The 18,380-nt window shown below is 37.3% G+C and carries 23 protein-coding genes; 13 read left to right on the top strand and 10 right to left on the bottom strand.

What is annotated here, in order from left to right:
• Positions 1-100: 100 nt before the first annotated feature.
• Positions 101-685, top strand: coding sequence for a nucleotidyltransferase domain-containing protein (locus tag HUX74_RS04430; protein ID WP_117601102.1), 585 nt, complete (start codon positions 101-103; stop codon positions 683-685).
• 2 nt (positions 686-687) lie between these two features.
• Here HUX74_RS04430 and HUX74_RS04425 read toward each other — a convergent pair whose 3' ends face one another.
• Complete coding sequence (locus HUX74_RS04425; RefSeq protein ID WP_174646275.1) at positions 688-1,452, bottom strand: LuxR C-terminal-related transcriptional regulator; 765 nt, start codon at positions 1,450-1,452, stop codon at positions 688-690.
• A gap of 167 nt (positions 1,453-1,619) precedes the next feature.
• Here HUX74_RS04425 and HUX74_RS04420 point away from each other — a divergent pair, with 167 nt between their 5' ends.
• Entirely contained in the window at positions 1,620-2,084 is a 465-nt protein-coding gene (locus tag HUX74_RS04420; RefSeq protein ID WP_138345122.1) for a DUF2867 domain-containing protein, read from the top strand.
• Positions 2,085-2,313: 229 nt separating this feature from the next.
• Here HUX74_RS04420 and HUX74_RS04415 read toward each other — a convergent pair whose 3' ends face one another.
• The 3 genes from HUX74_RS04415 to HUX74_RS04405 all read right to left on the bottom strand — a co-directional run bounded on the left by HUX74_RS04415 (position 2,314) and on the right by HUX74_RS04405 (position 5,831).
• A complete protein-coding gene (locus tag HUX74_RS04415; protein WP_174646274.1) occupies positions 2,314-3,543 on the bottom strand; it encodes a hypothetical protein in 1,230 nt (409 codons plus the stop codon).
• Positions 3,544-3,549: 6 nt separating this feature from the next.
• A complete protein-coding gene (locus tag HUX74_RS04410) occupies positions 3,550-4,914 on the bottom strand; it encodes a helix-turn-helix domain-containing protein (protein ID WP_028727071.1) in 1,365 nt (454 codons plus the stop codon).
• 77 nt (positions 4,915-4,991) lie between these two features.
• The gene (locus HUX74_RS04405) at positions 4,992-5,831 is read right to left on the bottom strand and encodes an AraC family transcriptional regulator (protein WP_028727072.1); all 840 of its coding nucleotides are present in this window, start codon (positions 5,829-5,831) and stop codon (positions 4,992-4,994) included.
• Between the two features lie 110 nt (positions 5,832-5,941).
• Here HUX74_RS04405 and HUX74_RS04400 point away from each other — a divergent pair, with 110 nt between their 5' ends.
• From HUX74_RS04400 to HUX74_RS04385, 5 genes are all read left to right on the top strand, one after another.
• Positions 5,942-6,538 (top strand): sugar O-acetyltransferase, encoded by a 597-nt coding sequence (locus tag HUX74_RS04400; protein WP_028727073.1) that lies wholly within the window; start codon positions 5,942-5,944, stop codon positions 6,536-6,538.
• 4 nt (positions 6,539-6,542) lie between these two features.
• The gene (locus HUX74_RS04395) at positions 6,543-7,181 is read left to right on the top strand and encodes an HAD family hydrolase (protein WP_028727074.1); all 639 of its coding nucleotides are present in this window, start codon (positions 6,543-6,545) and stop codon (positions 7,179-7,181) included.
• 44 nt (positions 7,182-7,225) lie between these two features.
• The gene (locus HUX74_RS20660) at positions 7,226-7,465 is read left to right on the top strand and encodes a hypothetical protein (RefSeq protein WP_081693282.1); all 240 of its coding nucleotides are present in this window, start codon (positions 7,226-7,228) and stop codon (positions 7,463-7,465) included.
• Positions 7,419-7,838, top strand: coding sequence for an RteC domain-containing protein (locus HUX74_RS04390; RefSeq protein WP_028727075.1), 420 nt, complete (start codon positions 7,419-7,421; stop codon positions 7,836-7,838). The genes HUX74_RS20660 and HUX74_RS04390 overlap by 47 nt, the downstream gene beginning before the upstream one ends.
• Before the next feature lie 130 nt (positions 7,839-7,968).
• Positions 7,969-8,295, top strand: coding sequence for a helix-turn-helix domain-containing protein (locus HUX74_RS04385; protein ID WP_028727076.1), 327 nt, complete (start codon positions 7,969-7,971; stop codon positions 8,293-8,295).
• Positions 8,296-8,344: 49 nt separating this feature from the next.
• Here the strand turns inward: HUX74_RS04385 and HUX74_RS04380 are convergent, their stop codons facing one another.
• From HUX74_RS04380 to HUX74_RS04355, 6 genes are all read right to left on the bottom strand, one after another.
• Positions 8,345-9,070 (bottom strand): hypothetical protein, encoded by a 726-nt coding sequence (locus HUX74_RS04380; protein WP_174646273.1) that lies wholly within the window; start codon positions 9,068-9,070, stop codon positions 8,345-8,347.
• A 4-nt stretch (positions 9,071-9,074) separates the two neighbouring features.
• Entirely contained in the window at positions 9,075-9,992 is a 918-nt protein-coding gene (locus tag HUX74_RS04375; RefSeq protein ID WP_028727078.1) for a relaxase/mobilization nuclease domain-containing protein, read from the bottom strand.
• The gene (locus HUX74_RS04370) at positions 9,958-10,341 is read right to left on the bottom strand and encodes a MobC family plasmid mobilization relaxosome protein (RefSeq protein WP_010993345.1); all 384 of its coding nucleotides are present in this window, start codon (positions 10,339-10,341) and stop codon (positions 9,958-9,960) included. Before HUX74_RS04370 ends, HUX74_RS04375 begins: the two co-directional genes overlap by 35 nt.
• Positions 10,342-10,498: 157 nt before the next feature.
• Entirely contained in the window at positions 10,499-11,533 is a 1,035-nt protein-coding gene (locus HUX74_RS04365) for a toprim domain-containing protein (RefSeq protein WP_174646272.1), read from the bottom strand.
• A 334-nt stretch (positions 11,534-11,867) separates the two neighbouring features.
• On the bottom strand, positions 11,868-13,100 hold the full coding sequence (locus tag HUX74_RS04360) for a VapE domain-containing protein (protein WP_028727079.1): 1,233 nt from the start codon (positions 13,098-13,100) through the stop codon (positions 11,868-11,870).
• Positions 13,081-13,386, bottom strand: a complete 306-nt coding sequence (locus tag HUX74_RS04355) for a helix-turn-helix domain-containing protein (RefSeq protein WP_028727080.1) — start codon at positions 13,384-13,386, stop codon at positions 13,081-13,083. The genes HUX74_RS04360 and HUX74_RS04355 overlap by 20 nt, the downstream gene beginning before the upstream one ends.
• A gap of 342 nt (positions 13,387-13,728) precedes the next feature.
• On the opposite strand from HUX74_RS04355, the gene HUX74_RS04350 reads away from it, so the two are divergent.
• The 6 genes from HUX74_RS04350 to HUX74_RS04325 all read left to right on the top strand — a co-directional run bounded on the left by HUX74_RS04350 (position 13,729) and on the right by HUX74_RS04325 (position 18,330).
• Positions 13,729-14,016, top strand: a complete 288-nt coding sequence (locus HUX74_RS04350; protein ID WP_010993342.1) for a helix-turn-helix domain-containing protein — start codon at positions 13,729-13,731, stop codon at positions 14,014-14,016.
• Positions 14,017-14,021: 5 nt separating this feature from the next.
• On the top strand, positions 14,022-14,309 hold the full coding sequence (locus tag HUX74_RS04345) for a helix-turn-helix domain-containing protein (protein WP_010993341.1): 288 nt from the start codon (positions 14,022-14,024) through the stop codon (positions 14,307-14,309).
• A 100-nt stretch (positions 14,310-14,409) separates the two neighbouring features.
• Complete coding sequence (locus HUX74_RS04340) at positions 14,410-15,435, top strand: nucleoid-associated protein (protein WP_157395710.1); 1,026 nt, start codon at positions 14,410-14,412, stop codon at positions 15,433-15,435.
• The gene (locus tag HUX74_RS04335; protein ID WP_174646271.1) at positions 15,422-16,285 is read left to right on the top strand and encodes a hypothetical protein; all 864 of its coding nucleotides are present in this window, start codon (positions 15,422-15,424) and stop codon (positions 16,283-16,285) included. Before HUX74_RS04340 ends, HUX74_RS04335 begins: the two co-directional genes overlap by 14 nt.
• A gap of 66 nt (positions 16,286-16,351) precedes the next feature.
• The gene (locus HUX74_RS04330; protein WP_008657074.1) at positions 16,352-17,413 is read left to right on the top strand and encodes an IS5-like element IS1169 family transposase; all 1,062 of its coding nucleotides are present in this window, start codon (positions 16,352-16,354) and stop codon (positions 17,411-17,413) included.
• A 392-nt stretch (positions 17,414-17,805) separates the two neighbouring features.
• The gene (locus tag HUX74_RS04325; RefSeq protein WP_174646270.1) at positions 17,806-18,330 is read left to right on the top strand and encodes a hypothetical protein; all 525 of its coding nucleotides are present in this window, start codon (positions 17,806-17,808) and stop codon (positions 18,328-18,330) included.
• Positions 18,331-18,380 lie beyond the last annotated feature (50 nt).

Here is an 18,380-nt window from a genome sequence, read left to right as displayed (position 1 = left end):
GTGTGCAAAATTAGTGTATTGTATCGGGAAGGGAAATGGCTATTTATAGCTATATATTGGGGAGTTTTATATCTTTGCACATTCAAAAAAGTGGAGGTAAATGGATATTCATGAGCTTGCAAGGCAGAATCAGCAATCTGCATGGAAAGTATTGGAAGATACCCGTATTATTGAAGCATGGGAGCGCATTGGAGCAACCGTTCATTTGGTGGGCTCACTCCGTACCGGGCTGTTGGCGAAAAGTAGGGATATAGATATCCATATTTATACCGATAGGTTGGATGTAGGAGAGAGTTTTTCGGTCCTCCGGGAACTTGCGGAACGGTTGCCTTTGCAGGAAATACAATATAGGAACCTTATCCATACGGAGGAAGAGTGCATGGAGTGGCATGCTTTATATAAGGATAGAGAACAGAATACTTGGAAGTTTGATATGATTCACATCCGGAAAGGTTCCAGGTATGATGGTGTTGTAGAAAAGGTGACTGCCGCTATTGCGGAGCGCCTTACTCCTGAAATTAGGAAAACGATATTGCAAATCAAATTCGATGTGCCGGATGGTGTAACGATTCCAGGTATAGAGATTTATCATGCTGTCTTTACGGGAGGTGTCCGCACTTATAAGGAGCTTGAAGAGTGGCGCAAAACAAATCAGTTGGCGGACAGTCTCGGTTGGCTTCCGTAATCTTAGAGGTAGATACTAAGATTTTCTACTATATGGATGGCTTCCATTATATTGTTGGCATCTAACTTGCTTAGGATGTTTTTCCGGTGATTGTTCACAGTATAGATGCTCACTCCCAGCTGGTAAGCGATTTCCTTGCTTAGAAAACCTTGTCGGATGAGTCGTAATATTTCTTTCTCCCGGTTGGATAATTGTTTGTCGGGAGAAACAGTGCATGTTGGAAGTATCTCTCCCGTTTTTCTGTTCACCACCGTCCGTTTGATTCTTTCGATAGGGGTCTGGTCGGGAAGTATGTCCATTACTCCCATGATTATCCAGGCTTTACCATTCCGGTCTGTTTCTATGATTTGTTGCCGGCTGCTTACATTGATATACTGTTGCCGTGCATTCAACATACGGAATTGAAATATTTGCCGGTAGTCATTTCTTTCTTCCGGTGGGAGTGAGTAGATGAACTGTCCATGCTCGATTTGGCATTCTGTGAGTTGAATTCTGTCATCAGGGTGTATTCTCTCTTCCAGTAAATCGCCTTGTTGCCTGATTGTCTTTATCCAAGTGGGATTGTATCCGAAAAGATGGGCAAAACTGTCGGATGCAAAATCGTATCTTTCTTTAAATACGTCAACTGTAAAAATACAGTTCTGACTCATTTGTGAGAACGCTTGCACGGATATTCTTTTCTTGTTCCACAAATCATAGTCTACATCGGGACCGCTAATCTGCTGTCTTGCCCATAATTCTTTGGGAGTTGTCTTGTTGGTAGTCATGGAACAAAGATAACTGATAATTTTCTTTTGAGCTTTATCTTTTACGGGATAATATTATTTCTAAGAATATGTTGTAGGGTTGGATTAAGTGGCTACCTTTGTAGGCCGTGTCATTGGGGACGTCGTGAATGAAAAGCAAACGAGTAATAAATTCAATATGTGATAAGATGAAAGATATACCGGCAGACAGCTTAATAAAGAATTATTTTCCTGTAAATTATATAGATTCTTTTTCTAAAGTGATGGTCACTGGGCAGGCATTGACACCGGAAGATTTTCGCAATCTTGCCTTCAGCCGATTTCCTAAATGGATTGGTTGGCTCATGAATTTCAGGAATGCGATTGTAAAGCCATTAGGACTGGATACAGCAACCAGATTTACAGATATGGTCTTGGATAAAAATCTGCATGAAGAAATTCTCGGAATGCTGGATAAGCATCTTGATTTCCATGTGTCCATGTGGTGCGGGGAATATCACGAAGGAAAACAAGAACTTCGGATTACTACTGTTGTGAAGTACAATAATTGGCTGGGAAGGGCATATTTCTTTATTATCAGACCTTTTCATGGGATAATAGTAAAGTCTATCTTAAAGCATGTTGCTGGGGATAGGGGGAGTGGGTGTAAATAAATACTCCCATTGAAATATTATCATTTCAATGGGAGTATTTATTTGAGTGGTGCCACCAGCAACCGAAAACGGGTTGATATGGCACTATCTTTCAGTAAGTTATATCTTTGCTACGATGTAAGTCCCTTGAATAAGGTTTTCACAGCTTTGCACTGTTCAACACAAGTTTGTATCTTGGGTACGATTTCTGAATGCAAAGATAGAGATTTATTCATAAAGTTAAAGGAAATCACATCTTTTGTTGATTGGTATTTGTATATTCATCTATTATCCTATTAAAATTATCATTTTCTTTTTGTAAATAGTCTGCACATTTCTCATTAATCAGATTGAATGCTGATAATTCTTCTGCAAGAAACAATTCATTATGAATTGCAATTACATTCTCGTTTTTAAATTTGAAACGGGAAATAAATCCTCCTTTGTATGGTTGGTTTATATCATGTTCTTTGAAATAATTATCATATATTCCTTCTCCATATGTAATAGATTTATCATCTCCTTTAAAAACAATATTGGATGTAAAGTTAAAAAGACCATTACCAAATATGATATTTGTTATATGTTCTGAGAATGTTATAAATAATACTGCAATTCTTTCTTTAATGTCTAATAGATGAATTTGCTTATAAATATCATCAAGGTTATTTCTATTTATACATTGATAATGAATAAGATAAAATACAGCTTCGTTCTGTTCCTCATACTGATTGAAATATTGGTAATATTCTTTATAGAGAGTTGATTGCTTATATAACTCAAATATATCATTTCCTATATATGTTTCGATAAATTCATCACTATATGGTTCTGTAATCATTTCACGTGTTTTTCGAAAAATAGTCTCATCGTTTAATAATGCAGGCATTGGGTTTATAACAATTCTCCATATAGCAACAGCACCAATACAAGCCTTTAAACAATAGGTGAAAAATTTTATCAATTGTTCTTCTTTATATATTTTACGCCCTTCAAAACTATATCTCATAGTATACATTGTAGAAAATCCCTGTTTATGGATATATTTATTCATTTTTTCCATAATAGAACGTAGTTTCTCAAAATATGGTTTGAGTAATCCTTCTCTTAGTTCCTTGTAATCTTCTAATTGTTCTTTTAAGGATTTAACCATAGTGTGTTGCTCAAACCCACTTTGTTTTTTATTCCATTTATCTATGATAGATTTATTTTCATTCAAATATAAAGAAGTTACTGATATTTCAAAAGACTGGCGTAAACTGTAAAAAGCACAATCAAAATATCCATCACAAAATAAGTTAATAGCGTTAATCAACATTCTTCCTGCTTCTTGAAAGAACATATTTGTTTGTCTTGCATCCAATAGTCCTGTATCTGCATAAAAAATATTGTCAACATCATATATGTATTTTTCTGCGAATGGTAACTTTATTGGATGAACTTTTCTGAAATCAAATTCATTAAATTCAATTTGAGCCATATTTTTTTATACTAAATAATATCCACCTGTTTTCTGTGCCCCCCTAAACTCTATTAATCCTAATTTTACCAAAGAATTTAAGTAGCGTTTAGCAGTCGGAACACTTTTGCCTATTAATCCTGCAATCTTAGACGAATTAAGTCCCGGATATTGCTTGATGATATTTAGTACTTCTTGTTCTTTTGAGTTTACAGTATCATTTACAGTATCATTTACAGTATCATTCTTGATACTGATACCTCTTTTGAATATAACCGTAAACATCCCGTCCGTATGAAATTCAGGCTCAGGAAGATTGGCTTCTTTCATGGCTTCCTGCATACGGGGAATACCGGATGCGACCCTTTCAACCAAATGCATGCGGGTAAATAATCCAAAGATTAACGGGTTACGTGTCATACTCTTGTGTCCGAAATCTTTAGCTACAATAGGCAAAAGCCCTCCGGGATTGGAAACCTCTACCCGGTCATCAAACATTTCTATTGTAATGGTTGCTCCCTGTTCGTAATAATCACGATGTGAGAGAGCGTTAATAATGGCTTCTTTAAACACAGTAAGAGGAATTTCCCAAATTTCTTCTCTTGGTCCTGCTCCCTCAATTTTATAAGCTACTTGCAGTTTACTTTCCAGCCATGCCATAGCCTGCAAATATTGTTGGTATAGTGGACCGCCAAAGGTTTTATCATCAATGATATATACTTTGGTTGTTCCTTTGAAAAGGATACATCTTGTTACTGCGTGTGGAAACTTTCGTTCAGGTTGTTTCCCAAAGAACATGGCTGCTCCATTCTTGGCTACTCCTTTATCCGTAAACAGTTCTAAATTCTCAAATATCTGTTTGTTGGCAGTCGATGGACTTAGCTTTGCTTCCGTGCGGAAGTCTTTTATCGCTTGTTCGTCTGAATCAGTGTAGATGTTGAACCATGAGCAGGGAATAGCATCAAAGAATATCTTGTTGCATTCCTGAAAGAAGCTGCGCATTTCTTCAACAGTACGAAGTTTCTGCGAGTTTGCACCCTCACGCACAAAGATAGAACCGGAAAATATATAAGGTTTATCTTTCCCTGACGGAACATCAATTACCCAAACTGTCTTATCTTCGATATTTACCGCATACATATCACAATGAAGAACCGGAGATATTTCACTGATAGAGCCTTGAATGGCTGAACGTTTGTCATTCTCTAAATCTGTGCCAATAATCTTCCCGTTATCATCTACACCGATGAGTAAATATCCTCCGTCGGCATTAGCAAAAGCGCAAATTTCCTCTGTTAGTTCACGAACCTTTGAAGGAACACGAACTTTGAACTCTACATTATAGCCTTCTCCGCTATCGATGAGTGATTGTATGGTTTCTGTATTTGTCATAGACATCTATAAATATAATGCAAAAATAGTCATTTCTATTGTTTCAATAACTCTAAGAACAAGGATATGTATATGATTTACTTCAATTTGTTCTTTCTGAAATTAGAGGGGCTGCATCCTCTATACTTTTTGAAAAACTTATTAAGATGGCTCTCATCGGTAAACCCCAATTCTTCAACGATTTCACAAATTCTCATTTGACTATGCAATAATCTATTTTCTACTAACTTTAGTTTGTAGTTTAAAATGTATTGCTGCATAGTTTCATTAGTATGTTTTTTGATATATCGTCCTAAATAATTCTCCGAAATGCCAAAATGTTGGCTTATATCTTTTGCTCTGATTTTACCTGTTTTATAGATGTTTGCTTGAATATACTGCAATATGTCAAGCGATTTGTCCTCAGAGCATTCATCCACCTGTTCAGGCAAGAACATTGCGATATTGCGTGCTACCACAATAATAATCGTATTAATTATTTGTGTTATAATCTCCTTGCTGTATAAATTTCGGTTAATATATTCCCTGATAATCGCTTCAATCATGGGTTTCACCAGTAACTTATCTACTTTATTTCTTAGTATACAACCGGGTTGATGATTAGCATGTTGAAGAATAAACTCCAGTCTTTGGATATTTTCAGCACCGAAAACAGAAGAATGTATATATATGTCGTTAAACTTGATGTCGACAAACTTAGTTGTTGTATGGATTTCGAAAGAATGCGTATCTCCGGGAGTAATCATGAACAAATGTCCGTCATGATAAGGAAACATATTGTTGTTAATCCATTGGATGCCTGTTCCTGAAAGAATATATACTAATTCAAAAAAGGTATGTTCATGCTCTTTTAGCAAGGATTCGTCAAGCTCGCTAAAACTAATTTCGAATGGTTGATGTAGGTTTTCTCTTTTCATGCCATAAATATAGCCCTAAAAAACGGATTAATACCAAAATAACGAAAAATAATACCTAAAATTAGCCGAAAAATCGGTATAACTTTGCAGTATATTTAAAATCATAGCTTATGAAAACTGAAATGGAAAAATGTTTGGCTGGTGAATGGTATGATTGCCACGACCCATTTTTTATGAATTTGAAGAGTAAAGCTCATCACTTGTTGATGAAATACAATTCTTTGCCGTATGAACAAAAGACTGAAAAACATGCCGTACTAAAGGAAATGTTTGGAAGCATAGGTGCAAATGTTTCTGTCGGTCATTCGTTTATATGTGATTATGGATGCAATATACACATCGGTGATAATGTCACCGTAAATACCGGTTGTACATTTGTCGATTGCAATAAGATTACCATAGGGAACAATGTGCTGGTAGCACCTAATGTACAAATCTATACGGCAACTCACCCGGTAGAGTTTAATGAACGGCTTGTATTGACAGAAACCCCGGATGGCTGTAAGTATGTCCGTCGAACTTTTGCCCTCCCTGTCATGATAGAGGATGGCTGCTGGATTGGTGGTGGAGTAATTATTTTACCGGGAGTGACAATAGGGCAAAAATGTGTGATTGGTGCAGGAAGTGTTGTAACCAAAGATATTCCGGCAAATAGCTTGGCGGTAGGAAATCCTTGCCGGGTGATACGGAAAATCAATCAAATGTAAGGTTATGATTAAATTAGTAGCCTTTGATTTAGATGGTACAATCGGAGATACAATTCCCATGTGCCTCAAAGCCTTAAAAAAGGCAGTAACTCCCTATGTTACTCTTAATGATATATCCGAAAATGATATTTTAGAAACTTTTGGGTTAAATGAAAAAGGGATGATAAAAAAACTTGTTGGTTATAATTGGGAAAATGCTTTGGATGACTTCTACGTGATATACGAACAAATGCATATAATGTGCCCTCGTCCTTTTGACGGTATAACAGAACTGATTGAGAAGTTAAAAAAGAAATCTATTCTTATTGCTTTGGTTACAGGAAAAGGAGAAAAGAGCTGTGCGATAACATTACGTCAATTTAATATGGACACGTGTTTTGATAAAGTAAAAACTGGAAATCCTTTCAAAAATAATAAAGCAGAGAATTTTAGGGAACTGCTCGCAGATTATAAATTACAACCGGATGAAATGATATATATAGGTGATACAGTTTCAGATATTGTGTCTTGTAGGGAAGTTAGAATACGATGTTTATCTGCTTCATGGGTAACTTCTTGCTTAGATGCACAAAAATTAGAAGCTCACAATGCTGGGAATGTTTTTTATTCAATAGCTTCACTTGAATGCTATTTAATGGGATGACAAATATATGTGCTTAATAAAAAAACATTTAGTATTTCTATTGTATGAACAAAATATCAGATTTGAGTTTCTTTCGATTATTATCGGAATGCTCACAACGTAAAGTTTCCGTATCAGAGTTTACAGAAGCTATTGAAGAATTGGCTATTCATTTGGCTGATTTCAGTATCAGCGAACAGGATAATAGCGTTTTATTACGCTATTTTTCATTCGGATTGCATAGACTTAAATCGTATCATGTACGGTTTGAGCAAGAAAAAAATGCCTTATTTGTATCTTGTTGATGAAGCGATAGGATTACTGAACAATGAAATACGCCTTGTTGAATGGCACATCAAGTACCCGGAACAATTCAAATCACACTTTAACAAACAACCTTTTTCCCCTCTTTATTTGGCAGACAAAACAAACCTGATTGATATAATGGAAATTATCAGCGGTTTATTCCTTTCCAAACGTATCGTCTATAAAAATGGCAAACCTGCTTTCTTGTCCGACTTGTCTAAAGCCTTTGAATGGGTATTTAACATTCAACTGAAAGACTATCACCAAAAGCATGAGGACGTAATAAAGCGCAAGCCGGGAAAAATAACCGGATTTCTTAATGGACTATCTGACCTTATCCGAAACGAACATGATAAAAAAGGATATAGATAATCAATGACTTAGCTTTAATTTATAGGGGATTCCATGTGCTACCCCGTAATTTCTTTGCACTGGTTTTCCGAACTTTGCTTCATCAATCGATTGACAATCATTAATGTATAATCTGAAAAATGAAGCAAATATGTATATAGAAAACTATGATTTCAAGGAATGGATGCAAAAGCTATTTGACAAATTGGATGAGCTTTGCAAGGATGTACGAATATTGCGCAATGCCGATAAAGTGCTGTCCGAAGATGATAACCTACTGGATAATCAAGATTTATGCCTATTGTTCAAAATTAGCATCAGAACTTTGCAACGGCTACGAAGCAAAAACGAGCTTCCCTATATGTTGATTAGCGGAAAAGTCTATTACCGGGCTTCGGATGTCCGGAAGTTCATCAAGGAACGGTTTAATGCGGTCATGCTCTGTAACTTTGAAAAGCAGTTCGGGGAAAAGAAGTAAGACAGATAAGCCGGAGTGGTGGGTATCACTTACTCCGGCTCTTTCTTTTCTATGGTTTTTCTAACTTATCCGCTTCCTTTTTTAACTGTTGGGCTTGCTCGTCCAACAGCCTTGCACGGTCCAACGCTTCCGCTTGCTTACGGCTACGATATTCAAAATCTATAACCGTATCTGTTACGCTTTGAATAAAAGCATTATCCCGTTTCCGGCTGAAATTCATTTCCAGCAAATCTAAACTGTTACCGTCTGTCTTTCCTTTCATCAGGAGATAACGGTATTTTATATCATTGTCCTGTAACTGCTGCATCCGTTCAGCAAAACGGATATTCAGGACTAACGATACAAGGCAAATGAGTATTCCTGCTGAAAAAAGAAAGTATTTAGGTTTTAAGTAGGGAGTAATTCGGTTTAGAAATTTGTCATATAAAGAACTGGGTTCTATCTTTTCCAATTGTTGTGTGTCAGCTGGAAACAATATCTTTACTTTCTCCTTGAAATATCTGTGTGAAGCTACGATAAGCCCCTTTATATCTTCAAGGTCTTGTTTTTGGTTCTCGGACTGTCCTTGCTTAATACTGGCGATTTGACTTAAAATCTCCTGCACTATGTTTTCAGGAATGGCAGGCTTTCCCTGTAATTCCAAAATACGCTGCTCGATAACATCCAGTCGGTTTATCGTTTCCTCCCGACTGGCTGGTGTCACCTGTTGTTCCTGCTTCTCTTTCAGTTCCGTAATTATAGAGAGAAGCCCCTCTAAAATCAAATTTTCTTCCATACGCTTATAACTTTAATTGTCGTTTCTTTTTCTTCTTCTTTCTCAAATCGGGATTGTCAGGCGTTTCATCAACCGGAGAGGACGAAACAGAAAACAGACCGCCTAAACCTGCCAGTAGCGAATTATCACTTTTGTTTATTGCTGGCTCCTGTGTTTGTATGGTAATTGTCTGTTTGTTGCTTCCGGCTGTTGTCAACCCTGCATCCCCGAAATATTTATCCAGTTTGGAAAAACTGAAACTGCGGTCAATCTCCGAGCCTTTGAACGTGTATTCACCTTTGGAAAAGGAAATACCCTGTATCTCATCCGTCTGACCTTTGTGTTTGAACTGAATGCTGATACCTTTTTCCGTTAACTGCTCCTGTAACTGCTGCCAGTTCCTTGATTTTTTGATTTCATTCTTTACAGCCGTGTAAATCTCATATTTCGTTTTGTCCGGCTCTTTTAGACGATGTTGTTTCACCTGTTCTTTCCCTTTGGCAAAATACAGTCCGTGTTTTTCTTTCAGCTTCTTGCAAACTTGCTCGTTCCGGTACATATCGTTACTGTCTGAAATGGTTTTACCGTTATTATCTATCCGGTTGAATACGATATGCACATGCGGATGCTCCCGGTCTTGATGCCGCACGATGATATACTGCGTATCGGTGATTTTCATTTCACGCATGTACTCCTGTGCCAACTGTATCATTTTCTCGTCTGTTAGTTTTGGGGCATCCACTACCGAATAACTTAGCGCAATATGTCCGACTGGCTTCTTCAAACCGGGATTCATTTCTGTTTGCATACAGAAACTACGGATAATGTCCTGCTTGCTTTCGGCTAACACTCCCTCCGCATGAAGCAAAGCTGCCTGTTCCTTGCCGAGTACATAGTTCACACAACCTTTAAATCCGCTTCCCTTTTTTATTTTTCCAATCATCCGATAACTGGTTTATGATTTCAATAATCCTGTTTTTCAGTTTCACAAGCTCCACTGCCACGAGCGCAAAACCTCCTGCATTGGCACGGTGCGCAAGCTGGTTGAGGTTGTTGGCTTCTCCGGCTAACTTGCGGATACTGTCTGCGTCCTGCTTGTTCAGTCGGGGTGTTACCTCTGTCGAAATAATCGCTTGCCGGACGTATTCGCTAATAGGCAGACCGGATTCTCCGGCTCGCTTCTTGATAGCGTAATACTGTAACTCTGTCAGCTTCGTACTGACTACCCGTTTTTGTTTGTCTATCCGGTTCTTTGCCGGTCGACCTCCTGATTTGTTTCTTATCTCTGTCATACGTTTTTGCTTTTTAGGTGGTATCTTAGAAATTGCGACCAACGGGAGAAATTTCCCTTTGCGATGAGCAAAGCAAGGTGTTTCGGTCTACCGAAACATAACCTTGCTCCCCTAAATCATACCGCTTGCCGTTGGTATGCTTTGCCTGTTCTACTAATTACAACCGCCTGCCCCTTTTTCTTTTTTCATCGGGAGTTTGTCTATTTTTATCTTCCTGCTGTTGTTGCTTGGCAGACTGTTTTTGTTTCTCCGACTGCGTTTGTTGGGTTGACTGTTGCATCCTATTCTCTGCTTGGTTGAACTTCTTCCCACACAGGTAATCGTTCAAGTCCTTGTATTCATTGTACAGATGTGATGAATCACGTACATGCCAACAATATTCTTTTTGTATGGCTTGGGTAGCTTTACGCCCTGCATCGTCATTATCCAAAAGGCAGTGGATATGTTCGTATTCGGCTAACGGGTATAAGGCTTTATCTACATTTGTGGTTGAGTTCAGGATAACATAATCCTGCCAGTCAAGACAAGGATAGGTAGGATTTGTTTTCTGCCGGATGGCGATAAAAGAAAGATAGTCCATAACTCCCTCGAAAACAAAACAGTTATCGTTCTTTTTGCCTGACTGCCGTATGTGTGTGATGTCTTTGGGTGATGTACTGCCCTTGAAACGTGGATTGCGAAGCTCGTAACCTCCGGCATCGTTCTTGAAAGCGAGTGCAAAATAAGGTTTGTCGCCGATACGGTAATACATTTCCTGCACATAGTGTACTGCCATTTGAGGTGGAATGTTCCTGCTTCTCAAATAATCTATGAGTGCTGGATTCTGCAACGGCTGGATTTTACGGATTTCTATCGGGCTGGTCGGTTGTTTCCTTTCATGCTGATTCTTTTCTGAAACCTCTTTTCCTTGAAAAGAAAAAGAATTTCCGGATGAATACTGTTCCAGCCGACAGATAGCATCGTAGGCGTTGTACCCGTGCTGCTTCATTACAAGGTCGATGAGCGAGCCACCCTCGCCTGTCCCGAAGTCACACCACAGGTTTACACCGTAATCCACCTTGAAACTGGGCGTATCATCCTGACGGAACGGACTATGGTACATGCCGTAATAATATTTATCCACTGCGGGCAGAATGCCCAATGATTTCAGATAGTCTTTGATACTGATATGATTAGCTTCCTGATAAGTCATAATCTTTATTTTTGAATGTTTGTAAATTGCAGTAATGAAGTAAGAAGCGAGTAAGAAGAAAAATAGTCAACTTTTTGCACCTATCTCTTTTTCTTTCAACGGATTATACTCTATGCAGTAAGATAAGTAAGTTATTCTATACAAAAGAGATAGAAATATTACCTATGTTGTGTTCTGACTTTTCTTTTTTTTAATTTCCTGAAAGTTCAGGGTTTTATCTTACTTCTTTACTGCGTATTGTATAAATGATTGGTATTCAATGAATAAAACACAGTAAGATGTTTTGCGGTAGTTACTACATGGGAGTAACTGTGCCAATTATAAAACGGCTGTGTTAACCGTAATCGTTATCGGTGTAGGGTATGGAAACAGGCTTTATTCTGTACCCATATACTGAATAGTTGCAGTTGCTGATACGCTTTTGTACCCGTTTAAATCCGGCTTTCCGCAATGCTTCCCCCAACCGTTTTTCAGATAACTGCATAGGGCAGACATCCCGTAAACAAGTGAGAATTTGCGCTGTTGTCATAAAGAAAAGGCTTTCTTCTTCCTCTGTGGGCTTCTCAAAATACTGCATCAGCATTTCAAACTCAACCGTTTGCACCTCAAATTCCGCATTTGTCAGGTGCAGTTCTTCAATCTCCGCATCATTAAACCAATAGCGTACACCTTGCCGATACAAGTACATGATTTCGGAGTAGACATTATCCATGTTGATACTTTCTGCTGTCGGTTTATCAATGTGCAGGACTTCAAAAGGCAGAAATCGTCTGTTCCCTGTCGGGTCTGTCAAGAACTCGTTACCGTTCACCGAAGCCATGAAGCTGGCTAAATGCGGATATTCCTCTATGTAAATATCATACGGTCTGCGGTATTTAACTGCCGGGGTGGTTATCAGGTTCTTTAATGCGTTTTCATTCTGCTTGTTGAGTTCCTTTAGCTGGTCGTCGATGTTGATAAACAGATATTCGGCTATCAGTGTCAGAATATCTTTGCTTTGTGGGTCTATCTTCCCGGTAAATAGATAATTTTTTAGCGATGACGGGCAAAGGTTATCCAGCCACCATGTTTTGAACTGTCCCTGATTGTCGCCAGTAAGGACTAAACAAGTATGGTTTTGACAGCCTGTATCATTCATGGCATTAGCTACCACACCGACAAGCCATTTCGTAAAATACTCCTCCCACTTGCCGGGATTGGCTACTTGCACCGTGTTCAACAGTTTTTTGATATATCCATGTCCGGCAGGATTCAACAAGGGTAGGGCAGTAAGGTATTCCCGTATGGGATGCACCTTATTTGCGAAATCGCTTTCCAATATCATACGGATGTTTTCGGCAGAGGTGGTAATACCTGCGGTAACATCCAGTTTGCGCCTGAAAGAGTTCAAAGCAAACTTTGTGACTGGCTGATACAAACCGGAAGTATTTGCAGCCCGGTATTCTGTCCTGCTTTTCACAATATTAAACCGGAAGTCGTACAAGGAATTAAGCTGCCTTTCGATGCGCTCGTTCTTGGATAACCTACCCTCGGTGTGTTCCGCTTCGTTATCCCTTTTCTCTTTCATCGGATAGTTTGCTGGAAGCTGGTACATATTGTTGCTGCATCCACCGCTGCAACTCGTCCACATCGAAACGTAAGGAGCGTCCACGTTTGACACATGGTATCGCTCCGCTGCTGGCTAAGTGGTAGAGGTAATTAACTGAATATCCGGTTATCCGGCTGGCTACGGATATTTTGACTAAAACGGATTGCTTGCTGTCCGGTTCTTTGGATGAAGAACTGACTATGGGGGAAATCATCTTTTCGATGTTTTCCAGCTGCTTGAAAATTTCTTCAAAAGGATTGTTCATGGTGCTTTGTTTTTTGAATTAGCACCACAAATAAAATAAGAAAAAATGGTAAAAAACAAAGCGTCAGGCATTTGGAATTGCTTTGCTCGGCTCTGCTTCAAAATACTATCAGACTGTGAAAGTTCGCTTGTGTTCTTTACCTTATTATAATAGGGAATGAAATGTGAACGAAGTTCTTTATATCGCTTACCTTTTTGGGTTTTTCTTATACTTTTCTCTATGCAAGTGGGACAAATGAGGACATATAAGGACATCTGCGGACAGTCTGAAACAAGCTATTATTCAAGGCTATATATTTGCATCAAACAAGAAAAAAGAAGTAATATCAAAACATAATGAAATATGGAAATAGTAACCATTGAAAAGAAAACATTCGAGCTTTGGCAGGAAAAATTTAACCACTTTATCAATCGTATGGATGCCCTGTGTATTCCTTTGCGGAGAAAACAGGATAAGTGGTTGGATAACTGCGAAACCTGCCGTTTGCTGAACGTGTCTGCCCGGACGATGCAAACCTATCGTGATACGGGTAAATTACCTTATTCGCAAATCAATAACAAGATTTATTATAAGGTTTCGGATGTGGAAACCTTTATGCAAAATCACGTGAAGAATAACTCTAAAAAATAGAACCTATGGATTTGATAACGAAAGATTCCAATATAACACAAGTCTTGTTTTCATCCCTTGACCGGATGTTGGAGAATGTGGAATACATGGTAACGAATTATCATCCGGTACTGGGTGGCGAACATTACCTGACAGGTGAGGAAGTCTGTCAAAAGCTGTGTATCAGCAAGCGAACTTTGCAGGATTACAGAGATACAGGACTGTTGGGATATGTACAGCTTCCAGGAAAGATAATTTATAAAGAATCAGAAATTTGTGTCCTTTTAGAAAATCATTATCGAAGAAGTTATTAACACATTTCTTTTATGATCGTATAAAATAGGCTAAAGAGTTTGATTATTATGTGCAGAAAAAGAGCTACATTTGTCTTATGTTACTTAAATATAAATGCTTATGAACATTAGAAAGGCTTTTCTGCACCATATTGAACAAAGTTTGAATACAATCGATGCTGTAGATCTAACAGAACATTATAGTGATATTGAGCCAATAGTGCAATCAATTCTAAATGAGATATTCTCAGGTAAGAATAAGAGAGCTTGTTTGATTCCTCCTGATAATAGACTCTTGAGTGCTATTGTTGAAGGAATTGAGAATGATATTGTAGAAATACAAAATTCATCTGTTACCATTAGTGCCGAAAGATTGCTTCGTAAAGAAAAAGATGCTCAAGAACTATATGGCTCTATTACACAAATACCTAAAGGTAGTTTATTTCATTTGTTGGTAGAGGACGATGGTAAGACTTATTTCATAATAACTAAAACTGACCATGATAAATTTCTCGATGAGAGAGAGCTGTTGACTAGAAGAGGCATTCCATTGAATAAGAAAACGTATAAATCATTCTTTTGTGAGATAGTTGATAATCAGTTAATCAATGCTTTTATCTATGATCCTTCAGGACGCTCGGCTAGATATTGGTGGGAAGGATATTTGGATGTACAGCTTTGTAATTCTGATGCAAAGAATACTGAGAAAGTATTGACGCATTTGATCGATAAGATTATCTTTTCGGTGAAAGTGAAAAGTCCAGATGATTATAGAGTACTACGGGACAATACAATTTATTATTTTAGAAGTCATGAGGAGTTTAATTTATCTGAATATCTGCAACATGTTTGGGAGCATTATACTCCAATTCTTGAAGGGCTCTCTCTTGACAGGTGTAAGGACAAGGTAAACAAAATGTCTGAAAATAAAAATTTCGATACATCTTTTTCTATTATACCTGCAAGTATAAATCGTAGAGTTAAAAGAAATATTCCATTAAGTCCAAAGTTGAAATTGCAAATAGATGATATGAGTTTTCAAGAAGAGAAAAGTCTTATTATTCCATTAAAGAATGAAGATGGAAAATGGATTCAGATAAAAACAGATTCTGGATATGATTATTTTAAACGCAATGAAACTGATTAATCTTATTTCGACAACATTTGGGATTGGTGTACAAGATCTCTTATTGAAAGAATCATTTAATGAAGTTGAGGTATGCTTTCGATTACCTCGTCCATTTTGTGTGATAGCTGATGATATAAACTTATTTTATGCGCAAATACTGGATGATTGTCAGTTTGATTTTTTGTATTGTGGCAATTCTGAAATAACCATTAATTCTTTGCATAGTATAACTGATGTAGAAAACTTTGTAAGTCATATTAGTGATAAACTTGCAAGTTTAGATTTAAATGATCCTGATGATATAGAAGTTGTAAACTCTTTCTCTATTCTAGTAAAAATTAGAAAAGAAATTAGAGAAAGGGTATTGAATATTTATGATTTTATAGCTTTATGTAATTATTGGAATGACTTGACATGGGAAAACCGATTATTTGTTTTATCAAAAGAAGAGTTGAAGAGGGGGATAGTCTTTTATCTTTTGGAGGATGATATATGTTCTTTTAAAACAGAGGGGTTCTATTTCTCCCACAACAGGGAAGAAAAGCCTCATATAGTAAATTGTTTAGAGGATATTAGAGAAAATGTGTATTGGGGAAATCTTGATGTATACAAATTGACCCCTCTATATTTTCATATAACTCAAAGAAGTAATGTGGAAAATATATTTCAAGAAACATTTGATGTTCTATCGGCTGTTTTTTCATTGTGCTCTATTTTAGATATAGTATCATTGAATGCAAAGGATGGAAAACTGGTTTACAAACTTTGTGGTTATAAGAATATTAATGGAGAGTTGAATATTGATAATTCATTTTCATTACTAAAAAATACCGAAAACGAGTATTTTAAGAGGAGTTCTATAAATTAAAATATTGTAGTACAGTTGTTTATATGGTTCCAAGAGCGTAAATTTGCAGAAAATAAGAATTTTATAATGAACAAGTTATCCCGATACCGTAAGCTTCGTTATAATCAACTATTTGAGTCAGAGAATCGTGAATTGCGTTTGAATGAAATGGGCAATCCTCTTGAAGTGTTGTCTCAGTATGTTGATTTTGAGATCTTTCGTCCTACTCTTGAATCAGCCCTTTTTACCGGAGAGCGCAAAAGTAATGCCGGTCGTCCGCCGATAGACTGTGTGCTGATGTTCAAGGTCTTGTTTCTTCAGCGTTATTATGGTTTGAGTGACCATCAGATAGAGTATCAGATAGTTGACCGTACGAGTTTCCGCAAGTTTCTTGGTATTGAATGTGTTGACGATGTTCCTGACGAGAAGACGGTGTGGAAGTATCGCGAACTCCTGACAAATACAGGCGTTTATGACAAGCTTTTTTCGGAATTTCATAGTTTCATGGAAAGTAAGGGTCTGCAATTCAATGAGGGTCGCATCATTGATGCCAGTTTTGTTATTGCCCCTCGCCAACGTAACACCCGTGATGAAAATGAGCAGATAAAACAGGGAGCGGGTAATAAGTTGTGGAATGACAATCCCCACAAGAAGTGCCACAAGGATGTAGATGCCCGCTGGACAAAGAAGCGTGATGAGACTTTTTACGGCTACAAGCAGCATACTAAAGTTGAGAAACGCAATAAGATCATACTTTCTTATGATACCACGTCGGCAGAAGTGCATGATTCCAAAGGCTTTGAAGGACTGCTGGATGAAAAAGACGAAGGCAAGGACTTGTATTTGGACGCCGGTTATGTCGGACAAGAGGAGATTGTAAAACAGCATAAGATGAATCCGATAATTTGCGAAAAGGGCTACCGTAACCGTCCGCTTACCAAGGAGCAGAAATCAGACAATAGGAAAAAATCCAAGACACGTTGCCTTGTCGAGCATGTATTCGGGTTTGAGGAACAAACCATGCGTGGACTTGTGGTGCGTACAGTAGGGCTTATTCGTGCTAAAGCCAATGTAGCACTCACCAGTCTTGTGTATAACATCAGTCGTTACACGCAAATAATCAGGCTGAAACCTGAGTTGTTGGGGTGAATTATGCCTGCACATCCAATTTTTACAACAAACACAAGTTAATTATTGTAAAAATTGGGGGGGGTAGAAAATATTCGCTAAATTTGAAAGACTAAAGCTCACAAATTGGGCAGTTAAAGAGTTCTGCTGTCTGATACAAGAGGATAAATTGAATTGATAGAACTCACCTTAAAATATTTAGATGGATTTATATTGGAGAAGGTAATAAAACAGATAAGATCGGTATTGCAAGAAATGTATTAAGCCTTTTTATTGCAAATGATAATATTGCTATTGAAGATAATGTTTTTATTTCTATTCAGTCTTCATTTAAGACCTATTTAAAAGAAAATCTAGATAAATATGTTGCTATTAGAAATCAGATTTATCAAGAACTTGATGCTATAATCTCTTTGTCTTCTGCTGTTAAAAAAGATTTTTTAGAAGGGTTTAAACACAATCTTCTTGCCTGTATTACGTTCTTTTTTAGTACTATCGTTTTAGAAGTATTAGGTGGTAATTCTAAGTCTTATTTTTTATTTACAAAGGAAGTTTGCATATTGTGTTATGCCGTCTTTTTTATTTCATTTTTATATTTACTTTGGATGCGAGGTGATATTGAAGTAGAGAAGAAAAACATAAGCAATCGATATGTTGTTTTAAAAAAACGATATTCAGATTTACTGATCCCTAAAGAGATTGATATAATATTAAGAAATGGAGAAGAACTAAAAGAACAAATGGGATATATTGATTTGGTAAAGAAAAAATATACAGCTTTATGGATTTGTTCTTTGTTGACTTTATGTGTTATCGTAACAGTTCTGTCTCCTATTGGAAATATGTTTGCTGGAATGATATTTGCTTTTAAATCAATAATAGTAATATTCGGACTATTGATTTTTTTACTTGTGAGATTGGGTTCGTTTATTTTGTAATTATTGCTATACTGTAGGGAGAAGATGAACTTCATCTTCTCCCTAATATG

Source organism: Bacteroides sp. Marseille-P8574 (assembly GCF_902825465.1).
Lineage (GTDB): Bacteria > Bacteroidota > Bacteroidia > Bacteroidales > Bacteroidaceae > Bacteroides > Bacteroides uniformis.
This window is presented reverse-complemented; position numbering and strand designations above follow the sequence as displayed.